The organism is Nocardioides sp. cx-169 (assembly GCF_021083605.1).
Classification (GTDB): domain Bacteria; phylum Actinomycetota; class Actinomycetes; order Propionibacteriales; family Nocardioidaceae; genus Nocardioides.
The window spans coordinates 1-18,439 of the sequence record NZ_JAJNRO010000002.1 but is presented as its reverse complement, the minus strand read 5'-3'; the positions used below and the strand labels follow the sequence as shown (position 1 = coordinate 18,439).

General features: G+C 71.5%; 12 protein-coding genes and 1 tRNA gene. 11 read left to right on the top strand and 2 right to left on the bottom strand.

Features of this window, described 5'->3' with window-relative positions; translation table 11 throughout:
* Window positions 1-41: 41 nt before the first annotated feature.
* Window positions 42-1,517 (top strand): class I SAM-dependent methyltransferase, encoded by a 1,476-nt coding sequence (locus LRP67_RS01230; RefSeq protein WP_231268291.1) that lies wholly within the window; start codon window positions 42-44, stop codon window positions 1,515-1,517.
* Between the two features lie 6 nt (window positions 1,518-1,523).
* Here LRP67_RS01230 and LRP67_RS01225 read toward each other — a convergent pair whose 3' ends face one another.
* Window positions 1,524-1,877 carry a DUF1330 domain-containing protein gene (locus LRP67_RS01225; RefSeq protein WP_231268289.1) on the bottom strand — a complete coding sequence of 118 codons (354 nt, stop codon included), beginning with the start codon at window positions 1,875-1,877 and terminating at the stop codon, window positions 1,524-1,526.
* 112 nt (window positions 1,878-1,989) lie between these two features.
* Between LRP67_RS01225 and LRP67_RS01220 the strand changes: the two genes are divergently transcribed.
* Window positions 1,990-2,745 (top strand): helix-turn-helix domain-containing protein, encoded by a 756-nt coding sequence (locus tag LRP67_RS01220; protein ID WP_231268287.1) that lies wholly within the window; start codon window positions 1,990-1,992, stop codon window positions 2,743-2,745.
* A gap of 73 nt (window positions 2,746-2,818) precedes the next feature.
* Here LRP67_RS01220 and LRP67_RS01215 read toward each other — a convergent pair whose 3' ends face one another.
* The gene (locus LRP67_RS01215) at window positions 2,819-5,746 is read right to left on the bottom strand and encodes a carboxypeptidase-like regulatory domain-containing protein (protein WP_231268286.1); all 2,928 of its coding nucleotides are present in this window, start codon (window positions 5,744-5,746) and stop codon (window positions 2,819-2,821) included.
* 232 nt (window positions 5,747-5,978) lie between these two features.
* Here LRP67_RS01215 and topA point away from each other — a divergent pair, with 232 nt between their 5' ends.
* From topA to LRP67_RS01170, 9 genes are all read left to right on the top strand, one after another.
* Entirely contained in the window at window positions 5,979-8,702 is a 2,724-nt protein-coding gene (gene topA / locus LRP67_RS01210) for a type I DNA topoisomerase (RefSeq protein WP_231268284.1), read from the top strand.
* Window positions 8,703-8,760: 58 nt separating this feature from the next.
* Window positions 8,761-9,420 carry a dTMP kinase gene (tmk, locus tag LRP67_RS01205; protein WP_231268282.1) on the top strand — a complete coding sequence of 220 codons (660 nt, stop codon included), beginning with the start codon at window positions 8,761-8,763 and terminating at the stop codon, window positions 9,418-9,420.
* Entirely contained in the window at window positions 9,417-10,574 is a 1,158-nt protein-coding gene (locus LRP67_RS01200) for a DNA polymerase III subunit delta' (protein WP_231268281.1), read from the top strand. Before tmk ends, LRP67_RS01200 begins: the two co-directional genes overlap by 4 nt.
* The gene (locus LRP67_RS01195; RefSeq protein WP_231268280.1) at window positions 10,571-12,136 is read left to right on the top strand and encodes an alpha/beta hydrolase; all 1,566 of its coding nucleotides are present in this window, start codon (window positions 10,571-10,573) and stop codon (window positions 12,134-12,136) included. Before LRP67_RS01200 ends, LRP67_RS01195 begins: the two co-directional genes overlap by 4 nt.
* Window positions 12,137-12,216: 80 nt before the next feature.
* Window positions 12,217-12,289 (top strand) — tRNA-Thr (locus tag LRP67_RS01190).
* Window positions 12,290-12,754: 465 nt separating this feature from the next.
* Window positions 12,755-14,323: a sugar ABC transporter ATP-binding protein gene (locus tag LRP67_RS01185; RefSeq protein WP_231268278.1), complete on the top strand. Its 1,569-nt coding sequence runs from the start codon at window positions 12,755-12,757 to the stop codon at window positions 14,321-14,323.
* The gene (locus LRP67_RS01180; protein ID WP_231268276.1) at window positions 14,320-15,501 is read left to right on the top strand and encodes an ABC transporter permease; all 1,182 of its coding nucleotides are present in this window, start codon (window positions 14,320-14,322) and stop codon (window positions 15,499-15,501) included. Before LRP67_RS01185 ends, LRP67_RS01180 begins: the two co-directional genes overlap by 4 nt.
* 95 nt (window positions 15,502-15,596) lie before the next feature.
* Window positions 15,597-16,655, top strand: a complete 1,059-nt coding sequence (locus LRP67_RS01175) for a substrate-binding domain-containing protein (RefSeq protein ID WP_231268271.1) — start codon at window positions 15,597-15,599, stop codon at window positions 16,653-16,655.
* Window positions 16,656-16,743: 88 nt separating this feature from the next.
* Window positions 16,744-17,964, top strand: coding sequence for a Gfo/Idh/MocA family protein (locus tag LRP67_RS01170; RefSeq protein ID WP_231268270.1), 1,221 nt, complete (start codon window positions 16,744-16,746; stop codon window positions 17,962-17,964).
* Window positions 17,965-18,439: the final 475 nt, after the last annotated feature.

The following is an 18,439-nucleotide window of genomic DNA, read 5'->3' as shown; positions in this document are numbered from 1 at the left end:
TGAGTTTCTGACGGGTCAGCGGGGGGTGCGAGGATGCGGGGGTGCCTGAGCCCCTCGACTTCACCGGTCCGCTGCGCGACTCCCTGGAGCAGGCGGGGTTCACCTATGACGGGGTGCGCGACCTGCTCGGGAGCCAGGCGCACGACGCGTTGATGCGCAACGAGACCACCCCCGGCCGGCGGCGCACCGCGGGCGGCAGCGCGGTCGAGACGCTGGTGCGGCTGTTCCTGCTGCAGGTGCCGGTGGCGCGCGAGGCGGCCGAGCGGGCGCTGCCCGGCCAGGTCGACCGGCTGGCCACCGAGGGGCTCCTCGAGCAGAGCGTCGGCGAGGTCGCGGCGCGCCTCGACATCCGCCCGTACGCCGCCGACGACACCGACCTGTGGGTCGTCAGCGACCTGACCCCGGGGCTGGACGGCGGGCCGCAGCGGGTCGGCGCCGACCACGTGCTCGGGATCAGCGGCGCCTCGTCCTCGCTGGCCCAGCTGACCCTGCGCGAGCCGGTCGGCCGCGCCCTCGACCTCGGCACCGGGTGCGGCGTGCAGGCGCTGCACCTGGCCGCCCACAGCGACCTGGTGGTCGCCACCGACGTGAACGCCCGCGCGTTGCGGCTGACCCGCCTCAACGCCGCGCTCAACGGCGTCGCCGACCGGGTCGAGGTGCGCGACGGGTCGTACTTCGAGCCGGTCGCCGGTGAGCGGTTCGACCTGATCGCCACCAACCCGCCGTTCGTGATCTCGCCGGGCACCGGGGAGCGCCTGGTCTATCGCGACTCCGGCCTGCCCGGCGACCGGGTCGTCGAGAACATCGTCCGGGCCGCGCCCGGTCACCTCACCGAGGGGGGCTGGTGCCAGGTGCTCGCCAACTGGGTGATCTCCCGCGAGCGGCCCTGGGACGAGCGGCTCGCGGGCTGGCTGGCCGGCGACTGCGACGCGCTCGTCGTGCAGCGCGAGGTCGTCGACCCGGCGACGTACGTCGAGCTGTGGCTCAAGGACGCCGGGCTGCACGGCACGCCGGGCTACCTCGAGCGCTACGACACCTGGCTCTCCTGGTTCGACGGGCAGGGCGTCGAGGCGATCGGCTTCGGCTGGGTCAACCTCCGGGCCTCGGGCGGCGGCCCGGTGGAGAGCCAGGTGGTGAGCGAGCTGCTCGACTGGCCCTACGAGGTCGAGCAGCCGATCGCCCCCGCGATTCGGGCCTGGGGCGCGGCCGCGCACGCCCGGGTCGACGCGGGCAGCCGCCTGGTGACGCGCGAGGACGTGCGCCAGGAGACGGTGGGGCCGGCCGGGGCCGAGGACCCGGAGGCGATCGTGCTGCGCCAGCAGTGGGGCCTGCGCCGCGCCCGCCAGGTCGACACCGTGGAGGCCGCTCTCGTCGGTGCCTGCGACGGCGAGCTGACCCTGGGCCAGATCCTCGACGCCGTCGCCCAGCTCACCGACGCCGACGCCGAGCAGGTCCGCGCGACGTACCTCCCGGTCGCCGGCGAGCTCGTCCGGGAAGGCTTCCTCGAGCTCGCCTGACCGATCTCAGGCCTGCGCCACGAGCTCGGCGAGCTTGTCGGTGGCCCGGTAGCACTCCGGCACGCCGTCGACCACCGTTGCGATGGACCGCGAGTGCTCGACGCGCAGCGGCAGGATCTCCCGGTAGGCGGGGGAGTCGTACCACGCCAGGGCCGCGGCCCGGTCCGGGAACGCGATGACGACCAGGTCGCCGTCCCAGGCGCCCTCGACGGGAGTCAGGTGGCCGCCATGGACCAGGAAGCGACCACCGTACGGCTCGAGGGTGGCGTCGATCCGCTGGAGGTAGTCGATGATCGCCTCTCCCAGGTCGACCTCGCGCAGGTAGGCGACGGCGTAGGCGGGGACGGACGGTGTGCTCATGGGGCTCTCCTTCGTCGGTGGTGGAGCCCTCAGCCCACCGCAACGGTGCGCGCACCGTCGATTACCTCTGAGGTCATGGGCCCGGTGTCCCGCGCTCGCTAGCGTGGCGGCCATGAGCGCCGCCGCCGGAGACCTGCTGCGCGACTGGCGTCGCCGGCGCAACCTCTCCCAGCTCGAGCTCGCGCATCGCTGCGGGGTCTCCACCCGCCACCTGAGCTTCATCGAGACCGGCCGCTCCCGTCCGACCAGCGCGATGATCCTGCGCCTGTGTGACCGCCTCGCCGTGCCGCTACGGGAGCAGAACCGGGTGCTGCTGGCGGGCGGGTTCGCACCCGTCCACCCCGAGCATCGGCTGGACGAGCCGCCGATGGCGGAGGTGGCAGCCGCGATCGACGGCATCCTCACCGCGCACCAGCCCTACCCCGCACTGGTCCTCGACCCGGGCTGGGACCTCGTGGCCGCCAACGACGCCGTCTACGCCCTGCTCGACGGGGTCGCTGCGCACCTGCTCGAGCCTCCGGTCAACGTGGTGCGGCTCAGCCTGGCGCCAGACGGCCTCGCGCCGCGGATCGTCAACCTCGACGAGTGGCGGAGCCACCTGCTTGCCCGCCTCCGACGCGAGTACGACGCGGCGCGGGACGAGCGGATCGCCTCGCTCCTGGCCGAGCTCGACGAGCCTGGCCCGCATGCCGTGTCGCCCGGCCTCGTCGTCCCGCTGCGGTTGCGCATCGACGGCGCGGAGCTCCGCCTGCTCTCGACCACCACCGTGTTCGGAACCCCCCGAGAGGTGACCCTCAGCGAGCTCGCCATCGAGGCCTTCTACCCCGCCGACCAGGCGACGCGGCGGGCGCTGGCGGGAGCCGGGTAGCAGTCACGCCACCGCGGATCGGCGCGATCCGCGATGGCGTGAGGTACTGCTCCGGTGGCCCGTCAGGCGCGGGTCACACCTTGATCTTCAGCACCTTCTTGCCGGGCTTGACCGCGCCCGGACCGACGTACTTGATCGTCAGCTTGTGCTTGCCCTTCTTGAGCTTGAGCTTGATGACGCCCTTGCCCTTGCTCTTGGCGGAGAGCTTGAAGGTGCCGACCTTCTTCTTGCCGTCGAACACGGTGATCCTGCCGGTGGGCTTGGGCACGCCGGGCACCTTGACGGTGACCGTGAGCTTGCCCTTCTTGAACTTGCCGGAGACGGCCGAGGGCGCCTTCTTGATCGCCGCGGTCGGCTTGCTCGTGTAGACCGCAGGCGCCATGACGCCGTCGGGGTCGTCGATCTGGATCCGGTAGCTGAGCCTCTTGCCCACAGCCGAGGCCGGCACCCGGAACTTCTCGCCGTAGTTGCCCATGGTGAAGGAGTCGGCCGGCTTGCCGTTCAGGAACCACTCGATGAAGGCGTTGTCCTTGCCGAAGTCGGGCCTCCACGTGCCGAACGTCGTGGTCACGACCTGGCCGTAGACCAGCTTGCCGGTCAGCTTCGGCGCCTTCAGCATCCTCGGCGCCGGCAGCAGCAGCTGCACGTCGTCGACGACGTTGCCGGCCATCTCCAGGCCCGGGGCCCGCACCCGGCCGTCGAGGCCGACCGTCAGGGTCACCGGCGTCCCCGGGGCGTCGAAGCTGGCCAGCGGCGTGGGCTGGTAGCCCGCCTTGGTGTAGGTGAGCCGGTAGCTGCCGGGCAGGAGCATCAGCTTGTAGACGCCGGCGTCACCCAGCGGCGAGCCCGCGTCCGGGTCGGGCCCGGTGGTGCCCGTGACCTGGTGGCCCGCGGGTGTCGGGCTCACCGGGGTGGCGGTCACCGTGACGCCGCTGAGCGGTGTGTAGTCGGGGTCGTAGACGGTGCCCTTCACCGGGTGCGGCACGCTGGCCGAGGCGACGGACAGGGTCACCGAGGCGAGACCCGAGATCGGGGTGTCGTCGGCGGAGAAGCTGCCGTCGTTGGCGATCTTCACCAGGGCCGGGGTGGTCCCGCCGTAGTAGGCGCTGGTGTACGTCGTCGCGTCGTTGAGGTCGTCGACGTACTGGATCCGGTAGGTGTCGACCGGCAGGTTCAAGGTGAACGCGCCGTTGGCGCCGGACTTGGCGGTCCTGGTGGTGGCCCCGCTCATCGGGGTCGCGATCACCGTGATCTGGTCCAGCCCGGCGCCACCCTCCTTGAGGACGGTGCCGCTCAGCGCCGAGGTCGCGGTGCCCACCAGGGTGATCGAGCCGAGGTCGTTGCCCTCGACCTCGGTGTCGGTGGCGGTGACGAGGCCGTTGAGCGCCACCGTCACCGTCGCAGTGCGCTCGCCGTCGCCGACGTAGGCGCCGGCGGCGAAGCCGCGGGCGGCGGCGACGCTGATCGTGTAGGACCCGGCCTTGAGCGCCAGCCGGAAGCGGCCGTGGTCGCCCAGGTCGCCGTCGGGGCCGGTGTCGGCCGTGGCGGCGACGGTGGAGGTGCCGGCCTTCGTGGCGGTCACGGTCAGGCGGTCGATGCCGTCGCCGTTGACGTCGACGACCTCGCCCACCACCGGGTGCGGGGTGTCAGGCGACGACGGCGGCATGACGAGGTCGGGCAGCGGCGCGGGCTGACCGCCGACGCTCACGGCGCCACCCCGCGCCACCGTGACCACCGCGGGCACGGCGTTGCCGCCGAGCCAGGTGGTGTCGTAGGAGGTGGCGTCGCCGTTGGCGTCCGTGGCGCGCACGGTGTAGATCCCCGCTCGCAGCGAGAGGGAGTACGCGCCGGCCGAGTTCGTGACGGCGTTCGGCGCCACGGCCACGCCGTCCGCGTCGACGGCGGTCACGGTGATGGCGCTCAGCGGAGCCCCGCTGGTGGCGGTGACCCGCCCGCCGACCGGGAACGCCTGGGTGGGCAGCGTGACGTCGTTGAGCCGGTTGGAGGTCAGGGCGTCGGCCGGGGTGACCGACAGGGTGCCGTTGTTCGAGACGCTGATGGTCGCGGTGACGTCGTCGGAGGTGTACTTCTGGGTGAGGAAGCCGGGCGCGGAGAACTCGACCTCGTAGGTGCCGGGCAGCACGCTCACGCTGTAGGCGCCGGCTTCGTCGCCGGAGCCGGAGGTCGTGCCGGTGTGGACGCCAGAGGTGACTCCGGCGCCGGTGACCGTGACGCTGGCTCCGTTGACCCCTTCGTCGAAGGCGTCCACCAGGCGGCCGGCGATGGGGAACCTGGTGCCCTCAGCCACGATCGTCAGCGCGATCGCGCCCGTCGGGGCGTCGGTGCTGTCGACGACCACGGGGGCGTCGTCACCGAACCAGCGCGGGGAGTAGGAGGGGTGCGCCAGGTACAGCTGGTAGCGGCCCTTGGGCACCGAGAACGAGAAGGCGCCGAGGCTGTCGGTGGTGGTGGCGGCGAGCGCTTCGCTCTCGTCACCGGCGGCGAACAGCGACACCGAGACGCCGGACAACGGGGCGCCCCCCGCGGCAGCGACCGCGGTGCCGCTCAGGGTGCGGGTCACCACCGAGGTCAGCGTCACGGTGTCCAGCTCGTTGTTCTCGTACGGCTCGTCGTCGCCGGAGGCGGTGATGTCGCCCTGGGCGTTCACCTCCAGGATCTCCGCCGGGTCGCCACCGTAGGACGTCGAGACGAAGCCGCTCTTGCTGAAGCCCAGGGTGTAGCTGCCGGCCCTCGGCAGCGTGAGCGCGTAGGCGCCGTCCGCGGCGGTGGCGACGGGGGTGCCGACCGCGACACTGCCCTCATAGGCGGTCACGGTGACGCCGGAGAGCGGGTTGTCGAGCGCGTCGGTGACGATGCCCTGTGCCTGGAAGGCGACCGCGTGCGCCGGGGCCGCGACCAGCAGCTGGCTGAGTGGGAGCACCAGCAGCATCGCGAGGAGCGCGACGAGCGGGCGGGATAGATGGCGTGCGACGGACGACATGTGGGTTCCTCTGGAGGACGGTCAACGGTGGTGGACGACTGTGCACCCGCCCGATTCCAGGGCCGCACGGCCCAGATACTCGCGCACAGACGGCGCTCCCGGGGGCGCTTTCGCAGATTCCACCTCCGGGCGGCCGAACGGGGCGGAGTCGGGTCGACGCGCTACCGTGACTGGCCGTGGGCCCCTCCCCGGCCCGACACGGCACGAGGCAACGCACGAAGAAAGAGCAGCAGTGGCACACAAGTTGGTGATCGTCGAGTCCCCGGCGAAGGCCCGCACCATCGGCGGGTACCTCGGCGACGGCTACGTCGTCGAGTCGTCGATCGGGCACATCCGAGACCTCCCCAACAACGCCGCCGACACCCCGGCCAAGATCAAGGACAAGCCTTGGGGCCGCCTGGCCGTCGACGTCGAGGACGGCTTCACCCCCTACTACGTGGTGCCGCGCGACAAGAAGTCGCACATCTCCAAGCTCAAGAGCCTGCTCAAGGACGCCGACGAGCTCTACCTCGCCACCGATGAGGACCGCGAGGGCGAGGCGATCGCGTGGCACCTGCTCGACGAGCTGAAGCCCAAGGGCATCCCGGTGCACCGGATGGTCTTCCACGAGATCACCAAGGCCGCGATCCTGGCGGCCGTCGAGAACCCGCGCGAGATCAACGACGACCTGGTCGAGGCCCAGGAGGCCCGCCGCATCCTGGACCGCCTCTACGGCTACGAGGTCTCCCCGGTCCTGTGGAAGAAGGTGATGTCCGGCCTCTCCGCCGGTCGGGTCCAGTCGGTCGCCACCCGCCTGGTCGTCGACCGCGAGCGCGAGCGGATGAAGTTCCGCATGGCGTCCTACTGGGACCTCGAGGGCACCTTCGACGCCGGCGCCAAGCACGAGCAGCGGATGTTCCCGGCCAAGCTGCACTCCCTCGACGGCACCCGCGTCGCCCGCGGCTCCGACTTCGGCCAGGACGGCCTGCTCAAGGACACCAGCAAGGTCGTGCACGTCGACCGGGCCCGGGCCGAGGCCCTGGTCTCCGCGCTCGCCGACTCGACGTACGAGGTGCGCTCGGTCGAGTCCAAGCCCTACAAGCGCTCGCCGTACGCGCCCTTCCGCACCACCACGCTGCAGCAGGAGGCCAGCCGCAAGCTCGGCATGAGCGCCTCGGCCGCGATGTCGGTGGCCCAGCGGCTGTACGAGAACGGCTTCATCACCTACATGCGCACCGACTCCACGACCCTGTCGGACGGCGCGGTCAACGCCGCCCGGTCCCAGGTCCGCGAGCTGTACGGCGCCGACTACCTGCCCGACTCGCCGCGCACCTACGCCTCCAAGGTGAAGAACGCCCAGGAGGCGCACGAGGCGATCCGCCCGGCCGGCGAGACGTTCCGCACCCCGGCGCAGACCGGGCTCACCGGTGAGCAGTTCCGCCTCTACGAGCTGATCTGGATGCGCACGGTCGCGTCCCAGATGAAGGACGCCGTGGGCCAGTCGGTCTCCGTGCGTCTCGGTGGCACGGCCGCGACCGGCGAGGACGTCGTGTTCTCGGCGAGCGGTCGCGTGATCACCTTCCACGGCTTCCTCAAGGCCTACGTCGAGGGCACCGACGAGGGCGCGGCCAAGGACGACGCCGAGACCCGCCTCCCGGCCCTGGCCGAGGGCGACTCCGTCTCGGCCGCCTCCGTGACGGCCACCGGCCACGAGACCAAGCCTCCGGCGCGCTACACCGAGGCCACCTTGATCAAGGAGCTCGAGGAGCGCGAGATCGGCCGCCCGTCGACGTACGCCTCGATCATCGGCACCATCCTCAACCGCGGCTACGTCTACAAGAAGGGCACGGCGCTGGTGCCGGCCTGGCTGGCGTTCAGCGTCACCCGCCTGCTGGAGGAGCACTTCCCGCGTCAGGTGTCCTACGAGTTCACCGCCACCATGGAGACGGTCCTCGACGACATCGCCGGGGGCCGCAAGGACCGGGTCTCCGAGCTGGGCGAGTTCTACTACGGCTCCGACGACGTGAAGGGGCTGCACGCGCTCGTGCACGAGCTCGGCGACATCGACGCCCGCGAGCTGGCCACCTTCCCGATCGGCGACCCCGAGCTCGGGATCAACCTGCGCGTGGGCCGCTACGGCCCCTACCTCGAGGGCCCTGACGACGAGGGGAACCCCGCCGGCAAGCGGGCCAACGTGCCCGACGACCTGCCGCCCGACGAGCTCACCGTCGAGAAGGCCAAGGAGCTGTTCGCCAACCCGGCCGGCGAGGAGATCGAGCTCGGGACCCACCCCGAGACCGGCCTGCGGGTGGTCGCGAAGAACGGTCGCTACGGCCCCTACGTCACCGAGGAGCTGCCCGAGGACGCGAAGAAGAGCGACAAGCCGCGCACCGGCTCGCTGTTCAAGTCGATGTCGCTGGACACGATCTCGCTGGACGACGCGGTCAAGCTGCTGTCGCTGCCTCGCGTGGTCGGCACCGCCGAGGACGGCGAGGAGATCACCGCCCAGAACGGTCGCTACGGGCCGTACCTGAAGAAGGGCACCGACTCGCGCTCGCTGACCAGCGAGGAGCAGCTCTTCACGATCACGCTGGACGAGGCGCTCAAGATCTACGCCCAGCCCAAGCAGCGCGGCCGGGCGGCGGCCGCGCCGCCGCTCAAGGAGCTCGGCAACGACCCGGTGTCGGGCCAGCCCGTGGTCGTGAAGTCGGGCCGCTTCGGCGAGTACGTCACCGACGGCGAGTACAACGCCACGCTGCGCAAGGACGACACGGTGGAGTCGATCACCATCGAGCGTGCCGCGGAGCTGCTCGCCGAGCGTCGCGAGCGCGGCCCGGCCAAGAAGGCCGCCAAGAAGGGCGCGAAGAAGGCGCCGGCGAAGAAGGCCGCGACGAAGAAGGCCCCGGCGAAGAAGGCCGCGACGAAGAAGACGGCCGCCAAGAAGCCGGCCGCCAAGAAGGCGGCCAAGAAGGCCTGAGCCGCCAGCGAGCCGACCTGCGTTGGATTGCGTCGGCGGGGCCCCGTAGGTTCGGTGGGTGAGCTCGCCCGGCGTCTACACCCGCACCGGCCTGTTCGTCTGCTTCGAGGGCGGCGAGGGGTCCGGCAAGTCGACCCAGTCGCGCCGGCTCGCCGCGGAGCTCGAGGAGGCCGCCTACGACGTGGTGCTGACCTTCGAGCCGGGCGACACCGAGGTGGGCCGGGCGCTGCGGGGCATCGTGCTCAGCCCCGAGACCGGCGAGCTGTCCGACCGCACCGAGACGCTGATCTACGCCGCCGACAAGGCCGAGCACGTCGACACCGTGGTCCAGCCCGCGCTCGACCGGGGCGCCGTGGTCATCACCGACCGGTACGTCGACTCGGCGCTGGCCTACCAGGGCGCCGGCCGGCCGCTGCCGGTCGCCGAGGTGGAGCGGGTCATGCGCTGGGCCACCCACGACCTGCGGCCGCACCTGACCGTCGTACTCGACCTCGAGCCGGAGGCCGGGCTGGGCCGCTTCGAGGAGCGCGACCGGATGGAGGGCGAGTCGCTGGAGTTCCACCAGCGGGTGCGTGAGGCGTTCCTGAGGATGGCCGGCGCCGACCCCGAGCACTACCTGGTCCTCGACGCCCGCGCCGGCGTCGAGGAGATCGCCGACGCCGTGCGCGCGCGGGTGACGCCGCTGCTCGACCAGGCCGCCCGCCGGGAGCGGGCATGACCGCCGCGACCGTCTGGGAGCGGCTGGTCGGCCAGCGCCACGCCGTCGAGGCCCTGAGCTCGGCCGCCGGCGGCCACGGCATGAGCCACGCGTGGCTGTTCACCGGGCCTCCTGGCTCCGGACGCTCCAACGCCGCCATTGCGTTCGCCGCCGCGCTGCAGTGCGAGCAGGGCGGGTGCGGCACCTGCCACGAGTGCCACACGGTCCTGGCCGGCAGCCACGCCGACGTGTCGGTCGTGCGCACCCAGAAGCTCTCCATCGGCGTCGACGAGGTGCGCGACCTGGTCCGCCGCGCGGCCCTCGCCCCGGCCGGGCGCCGCTGGCAGATCATGATCGTCGAGGACGCCGACCGGCTCACCGACCAGGCCTGCAACGCGCTGCTGAAGGCGATCGAGGAGCCGACCGACCGCACGCTGTGGATGCTCTGCGCCCCCACCGTGGAGGACGTGCTGCCCACGATCCGCTCGCGCTGCCGCCTGGTCACGCTGGCCACCCCGAGCAGCAGCGAGGTCGCGTCCTTTCTGACCCGGACCGAGGGCGTCGGCGAGGCGCTGGCGGCGTACGCCGCCCGCGCCAGCCAGGGCCACATCGGCCGCGCCCGGGCGCTCGCCCGCGACGAGGCCACCCGCAACCGGCGCCGCGAGATCGTGTCGCTGCCGGCCCGGCTCACCTCGCTGGGCGCGTGCATGAACGCCGCGGCCAACCTCGCCGAGGTGGCCAAGGAGGAGGCCGACGCGATCACCGGCGACCTCGACTCCGCCGAGAAGGCCGATCTCGACACGACCTACGGCGTCGTGGAGCGCGGCCGGCGTCCCCGCGAGTACGCACCGGCCCTCTCCGCGCTGGAGAAGGCCCAGAAGACCCGCGCCAAGCGGCGCCAGCTCGACGTGGTCGACCGGGGCCTGATGGACCTGGTGTCGGTCTACCGCGACGCCATCGCCGTCGGCGTGGGCGCCGAGGGGCCCATGGTCAACGAGGAGATCCGCGGCGACATCGAGCAGATCGCGGCCTCCTCGACCCCGGAGCTCAACCTGCGGCGGATCTCCTGGATCTTCGAGGCCCGCGAGCAGATGCTGGAGTTCAACGTGCCGGTGGCGCTCGCGCTGGAGTCCATGATGGTGGCGCTCAAGGTGCCAGAGAGGGGCAGGCCATGAGCCGCACCGTGAGGGTCGTCGTCGTCGCGCTGGTCGTGCTGGCGCTGGTGGGCTCCGGCTGGCTGGGGGTGATGTACCTCCTCCTGGGCGACGACTCCGACGGGGGCTCCGCCGACCCGTCGCCGACCGTCGTCACGACCTCACCGGCGGAGGGCGCCACCGACGCCCCGAGCCCCGGCCTCGCGCCGTACTACTCCCAGCAGATCGACTGGGAGACCTGTGGGAGCGACCAGTGCGGCACGCTCACGGTCCCCGTCGACTACCGCGAGCCCGGCGGCGAGACGATCGAGCTGAACCTTCTCAAGGTGCCCGCCGGCGACCCCGAGGCCCGCGTCGGCTCGCTCGTGGTGAACCCCGGCGGGCCCGGCGCCCCCGGCACGTCGTACGCCGGGCAGGCGCGCCAGGTCTTCCGGGAGCCGCTGACGCAGGCCTTCGACGTCGTGGGCTTCGACCCGCGCGGCACCGGCCGCTCGGCACCCCTGGACTGCCTGCCCGACGACGAGCTGACCGAGTTCCTCGCGCTCGACCCGGCCCCCGACGACGCCGTTGAGGAGCAGAAGCTGGTCGACGACCTCGCGGACTTCTGGCAGGGCTGTGCGGAGCGCTCCGACACCCTCGTCGGGCACGTGACCACCGCCGAGACCGCGCGTGACATGGACGTCCTGCGCGCCGCGCTCGGTGAGGCGTCCCTCTACTACCTGGGAGCCTCCTACGGCACCAAGCTCGGCGCCACCTACGCCGAGCTGTTCCCCGACCGGGTCGGCCGCTTCGTGCTCGACGGTGCCGTCGACGTCGGGCTCCCCTCCCGTGCCCAGAGCCTCGGCCAGGCCCGCGGCTTCGAGGTCGCGCTGCGCGCCTACGTCGAGGACTGCGTCGAGAAGGGCGACTGCGTGCTCGGCGACTCCGTCGAGGAGGGCCTGGACACGATCTCCGAGCTGATCGACGACATCGACGCCGAACCGCTGCCCACCTCGGACGGGCGCGAGCTCACCGTGGGCAGCGCGTTCTACGGGATTGTGACGCCGCTCTACAACCGCGACTACTGGCGGCTCCTCGACCAGGGCCTCTCGACCGCCCTCGAGGGTGACGGCACCACGCTGATGCTGCTCGCCGACGCCTACGCCTCGCGCGAGGGTGGTCGCTACCTCGACAACAGCACCGAGGCCATCTACGCCATCAACTGCCTCGACGACCCCTACTACGTCGAGCCGGACGAGGTCGAGGCGCAGGTGCCCGCGTTCGAGAAGGTCTCGCCGACCTTCGGCCGGGTCTTCGCCTGGGGTCTGCTCAACTGCAAGGGCATCGAGGTCGCCTCCAGCGAGCAGCCCCTGGACATCCGCGGCGAGGGCGCGCCGCCGATCCTGGTGGTCGGTACCACCCGCGACCCCGCCACGCCGTACGAGTGGGCGGTCGCGCTCGCCGAGCGCCTCGAGTCGGGTGTCCTCCTCACGCGCGACGGAGACGGGCACACCGCCTACAACGCCGGCAACGAGTGCATCGACACCGCGATCGAGGACTACCTGATCGACGGGGTCGTGCCCGACGACGGCACGGAGTGCTGAGCTGCAGCGGTGCCGGTTTCGCGCCACCCGCGCGGGCTCCGTATACTTCCGCAGGCTGCCCGAGCACGACGGGGCGGCAGGCCGCCTTAGCTCAGTCGGTAGAGCGAGTCACTCGTAATGACTAGGTCGTCAGTTCGATTCTGACAGGCGGCTCCGATGCCCCGGGGACCCGAGACCTCGGGGCATTTCTGACCTGCGGAGACGCAAGCCCGACGCGTTCTATCCGGTTGCCGATAGGCGGCCGGCCCCTTGGCGGTGTCGATCGAGCTGCGGGTGACCCACATCAGCTTCCTTCTACGTGGCGAGCTCCTACTCTCGACATTGAGCAGAGACCTCCGCCTACGGGGCGACAACCCGTGCGAGCCAGCCGCCGCCCACACACGGACCCATCTCGGCAGACTCGCGGGCCCTGCGGCAGACCCGCGAGCGTAGCCGTCCTGAACCGGCAGGTCCTGGCACGTGTGCCGGGCTCGGGTGAACAGTGCCGGGCGCCGAGGCGCCACCTGACATTTGCGCGATTGCTAGGCAGAACCTCTTGCCGATACGACAGAAGGCGCTCTACTTTGGGTACGCGCACACTCTGTGAGGGCCGTCACAGACGCGACGAGGGGCCTTACCTTGGCAGATCTCGGTCAGACCGACGAAGCGCCGGCGCAGTCGCGGCTCCCGGCCGGCTCCGGCGCGCTGCTTCAGATGTCCGGGATCGTCAAGGAGTTCTCGTCCGTGCGCGCGCTCGGCGGTGTGGACTTCGAAGTGCGCGCGGGCGAGACGCACTGCCTGGTGGGCCAGAACGGCGCGGGCAAGTCGACGATGATCAAGATCCTCTCGGCGTCGTACCTGCCGGACGCGGGCACGATCACGTGGAAGGGAGACCCGGCCCGGTTCGCCCACCCGTTGGCGGCGATCAAGGCCGGCATCGCGACGATCTACCAGGAGCTGGACCTGGTCCCGGGTCTGACGGTGGCGGAGAACATCTTCCTCGGCCACGAGATCTCGGCCGGGGGATTCTCCCGGCGAGGCGCGACGAACCAGCGGGCGCGGGAGATCCTTGCGCGGCTGGGTCACAGCGAGATCGGTCCGACCAGGCTCGTGGGCGAGCTGTCGCCCGCCGGACAGCAGGTCGTGAGCATGGCGCGGGCGTTGTCGCACGAGGTCGACCTGCTCATCCTGGACGAGCCGTCGGCGGTGCTGGACCACGGCGAGGTGGAGAACCTCTTCCGCGTCATCCGCGGACTGACCGCGCAAGGCGTGGCGATCGTCTACATCTCCCACCGGCTGGAGGAGATCCGCCAGATCGGCGACCGGATCACCGTCTTGAAGGACGGCGTGACCGTGGCGACGGGCCTGCCGGCCAAAACCACTCCGACGGGGGACCTGATCAAGCTGATGACCGGCCGCTCCATCGAGTACGTCTTCCCGCAGCGCGACCAGGAGGCTGCGCCCGACGCGTCGCGCGATCCGGTCCTGCAGGTGCGCGACCTGGCGCTGGACGGGGTGTTCTCCGGGGTGGACCTGACGGTGCGGGCCGGGGAGATCGTAGGCCTGGCCGGACTGGTGGGATCGGGCCGCACGGAGATCCTCGAGACCATCTACGGGGCGCGTCGAGCCACGTCGGGCACGGTGAGCGTGGATGGCAGGAAGCTGCGACGCGGCGCCGTCGACGTCGCGGTCCGGGCCGGGATCGGCCTGGCCCCGGAGGAGCGCAAGAGCCAGGGGCTGCTGCTGGACCAGGCCGTCTACGCCAACATCAGCGTGTCGTCGCTGAAGTCCTTCCAACGTGCCGGGTTCGTCCTGCGAGGGCGTGAGAAGGCCAAGGCCCGTGAGCTGGTCGAGTCCCTGGACGTGCGTCCCCGCACCATCTCGCGCCACGTGCGCACCATGTCGGGCGGCAACCAGCAGAAGGTGGTCCTGGCCCGATGGCTGCTGCGCGGCTGCCGGGTGCTGCTGCTCGACGAGCCCACCCGCGGCGTCGACGTCGGCGCCCGCTCGGAGATCTACCGGCTGGTGCGCACCCTGGCCGACTCGGGGGTCGCCGTGGTCGTGGTGTCCAGCGAGGTCGAGGAGGTGCTCGGCCTGGCGGACCGGGTGCTGGTGGTCCGCGAAGGACGCGTCGTGCACGAAGCCGCCGCCGCCCACATCGATGAGTCCCAGGTCCTGGACCTGGTGATGGAAGGGACCCCCGCATGACCGACTCCGACACCGAGCGCCCGAGCGGTTCCACCGGCTCCACGGCGCACGACAAGCACGGCAAGCACGGCGGCGACGCCGGTGCCTCGTCTGCGGGCGATCCGGTCGACGCGCTGCCGGTGACCGAGACGACGGCGTCCCACCAGACCATGGACCCCGGCGCCGGCAAGGACGCTCAGGGTCCCGGCGGGCGCGGCGTAACGATGGCTCGCCTGGCCGACACGGGGTTCTTCCGCGTCGTGGGCCTGGTGGTGGTGCTGCTGCTGATCGTGATCGTCGGCACGATCACCGCGGGCGACCGGTTCCTGGATGCGGACAACTTCCTGACCATCCTGCGCCTGTCGACCGCGGTCGGCGTGGTCTCCGTCGGGATGACCTTCGTGATCACCGGCGGCGGGATCGACCTGTCGGTGGGTGCGGTGCTGGCCCTCTCCTCGGTGTGGGCGACCACGATCGCCACCCAGGAGCTGGCGGCCGACACCTTCTGGGGCGTGATGGTCCTGACCGCGCTCGGAGTGGGCGCCGGCGCCGGGCTGGTCAACGGCGTCCTGATCGCCTACGGCAGGGTCGTCGCGTTCGTCACCACCCTCGCGATGCTGGTCGCCGCGCGCGGACTGGCGGAGAAGATCTCCGGCCAGCGCACCCAGATCGTCTCCGACGTGCCCGGCTTCTACGACTTCTTCCGAGCCAAGCCCCTGGGCGTCGACATGTCCATCTGGCTCTTCGTGCTGGTCGCGGTCCTCGGCTGGATCCTGCTCAACCGCACGACGTTCGGCCGGCGGACCTTCGCGGTGGGCGGCAACCCCGAGGCCGCCCGCCTCGCCGGGATCAACGTGCGCCGTCACACGGTGTGGCTCTACGTGCTCGTCGGGGCGTGCTCCGGAATCGCCGCGCTGATGATCGTGGCCCGCACGACCACCGGATCCTCCACCCACGGCGAGCTCCTGGAGCTCGACGCGATCGCGGCGGTCGTCATCGGCGGCACCCTGCTCGCAGGCGGCCGGGGCACGATCACCGGCACCGTCCTGGGTGTCTTGATCTTCACCATGCTCACCAACGTCTTCACCCTCAACAACCGGGAGCCATCCGAGCAGGACCTGCTCAAGGGCGCCATCATCGTCGCCGCCGTGCTCCTGCAGCAGTGGTTGGCGGCCCGCAAGAGCACGAGCACCACCTAGTGCCGGGCCCGCCGGGCCGGCGGCTCGATCGGCACGCCGGGCACGACCAAGTCCACTGCCTCACCTCTCAGGTTCGACCCATCAAGGAGCGCGACATGTCCCTGCATCACCGCACCATCTCGAAGAAGGCCACGGCCGCTCTCGCCGTGCTCGCCGTGATCGGGCTCAGCGCCTGCACGAGCAACGAGTCATCCGACGACGACCAGAACGTGTCGGGCGGCACCTCGGAGGCCGAGGAGGGCTCGAACGACGAGGCCGGCGACACGGTCACCATCGGGTTCTCCGCCCCTGCTGCCGACCACGGCTGGATGGGGGCGATCACCGAGGCCACGGAGGCCGTGGCCGAGCAGTACGACGACGTCGAGCTCCTGATGGCCGAGGGGACCAACGACCCGTCCGTGCAGATCCAGCAGATCGAGACGTTCATCAACGACGGGGTGGACGCCATCGTGCTGCTGCCCCACGACGGCGACGCCCTGACCCCGATCGCGCTGGAGGCGATGGAGGCCGGGATCCCGGTCGTCAACGTCGACCGGGAGTTCAACGACCCCAACGCCGCGCGCGTGACGGTGCTGGGCGACAACTACGGCATGGGGGTCTCGGCGGGTGAGTACGTCTGCGAGCAGGCCGACGGCAACACCGACGCGGTCGTCGCCGAGATCCAGGGCATCGCCTCCCTCCCGCTGACCCAGGACCGCAGCCAGGGCTTCGAGGACGCTTTGAAGGAGTGCGGTCTGGACGTCGACAACCAGGTCGAGGCCTCGTTCACCGTGGAGAGCGGCTCGGACGCCGCGAACAACCTGCTCCAGGCCGCTCCCCAGATCGACTTCCTGTGGAACCATGACGACGACCAGGGCGTTGGCGTCCTGGCGGCGATCGAGGAGGCTGGTCGTGACGAGTTCACGATGATCGGCGGCGCGGGCTCGCGGCAGGTCATGGAGGCCATCAAGGCCGACAACGGCGTGCTCAAGGCGACGGTCATCTACCCCTCCACCCAGGGCGCCGACGGCCTGAAGCTGGCCCGCCTGCTCGCCCAGGAGAAGTCCGTCGACGACCTGGTCGAGGTCGAGGTCCCGCGCGTGGTCCAGCTTTACGCGCCGGTCGTGACCGCCGAGAACGTCGACAAGTACCTGGACACGGCGTTCCGGTCCTGACCCGCTGTCCCGATGACATTGCCCACCACGGCCCGCGCCGTCGCGCGGACCGTGGTGGGCACGTTCCCGTCCTGCCCTGGAGCTCCCCATGACCAGCACCTCGCCCGCCGACGCCGACCCCACGCCCTCCGGCTCGTCGTCCGCCCCGCTCAACGTCGCCATGATCGGTCACGCCTTCATGGGTGCCGCCCACTCCCAGGCGTGGCGCACGGCCGGGCGGTTCTTCGACCTGCCCCTGCACCCGGTGATGCGGGTGCTCGGTGGGCGCGACGCGGCTCGCGTCCGGGCCGCCGCCGACCGGCTGGGGTGGGAGTCGACCGAGACCGATTGGCGCCGCCTCGCCGAGCGCGACGACGTCGATCTCGTGGACATCTGCACCCCTGGAGACTCCCACGCCGAGATCGCCATCGCGGCCCTCGCGGCGGGCAAGCACGTCCTGTGCGAGAAGCCGCTGGCCAACTCGGTCGCCGAGGCCGAGGAGATGACCCGCGCCGCCGAGGCGGCCGCCGCCCGCGGGGTGCGGGCGATGGTCGGGTTCACCTACCGACGCGTCCCTGCCGTGGCGTTGGCGCGGCAGCTGGTCGCGGAGGGCCGTCTGGGCGACATCCGCCACGTTCGCGCGCAGTACCTGCAGGACTGGATCGCCGACCCCGAGGCGCCGATGTCGTGGCGCCTGGACCGCGACAAGGCGGGCTCCGGCGCGCTCGGTGACATCGGCGCCCACATCATCGACCTGACCCAGCACATCACCGGCGACACGATCGCCGAGGTCTCCGGGCAGCTGGAGACCTTCGTCAAGGAGCGGCCGCAGGCCGACCGGCACGCCGGTCTGTCAGGGTCTGCCTCCGAGGGCGCGGAACGGGTGCGGGTCACGGTGGACGACGCCGCGATGTTCCTCGCCCGATTCCGCGGCGGTGCGGCCGGGGTGTTCGAGGCCACCCGGTTCGCGACCGGCCGCAAGAACGCGATCCGGATCGAGGTCAACGGCTCGAAGGGCAGCCTGTGCTTCGACTTCGAGGACATGAACGTCCTGCAGTTCTTCGACGCCGCCGAGCCCGAGGAGACCGCCGGCTTCCGTCGGATCCTGGTCACCGAGCCCTCCCATCCGTATGTGGGCGCCTGGTGGCCCCCGGGTCACGGCCTTGGCTACGAGCACGCCTTCACCCACCAGGTGGTCGACCTCGTCGACGCCCTCTCCCGCGGCACCCAGCCCACCCCGACGTTCGCCGACGGTCTGCGCGTGCAGCGGGTGCTGAGTGCCGTGGAGACCAGCAGCGACACCCGCACCTGGCAGACGATCACCGCCTGAGCGGCAGCCCCGCCCCGGTCGCCCCGCCCGGACGTTCGGCCTGCCGGAGTCGGCAGACCCTTCTGACCACCGCTGCGCGTTACGCACCCTCGCCATGGCGAGAAGATCGACACTTATGTATTGACGCCGGGCAAATGTGCTCCATAGTGTGACGGGCATCACGGCGATTCGGCCGCTGGCCAACTCGGAAGGGCTAGGCGACGCTCCATGCCCCAGAACTCGGTGATCTCGGAGAGCGCACGCTCCCGCTCCGCCGTGAGCAGCGGCCCGCGCCGCGGCCTCGCTGCCGCCCTCGTGGCCGCGCTGGCCGGAGGCCTGATGGGCCTGCTGCCCCCTGTCGCGGCCGTCGCCGCGGCCCCGGCGGCGGCCGCTTCCGACCTCGTCGTGGACACGGCGTCGACGGAGGCGGCCCCGGCGTGGGGGGCGCCGGCGCAGGGGGGGGGGGGGCCCCCCCCCCCCCCGCCCCCAACGCAGG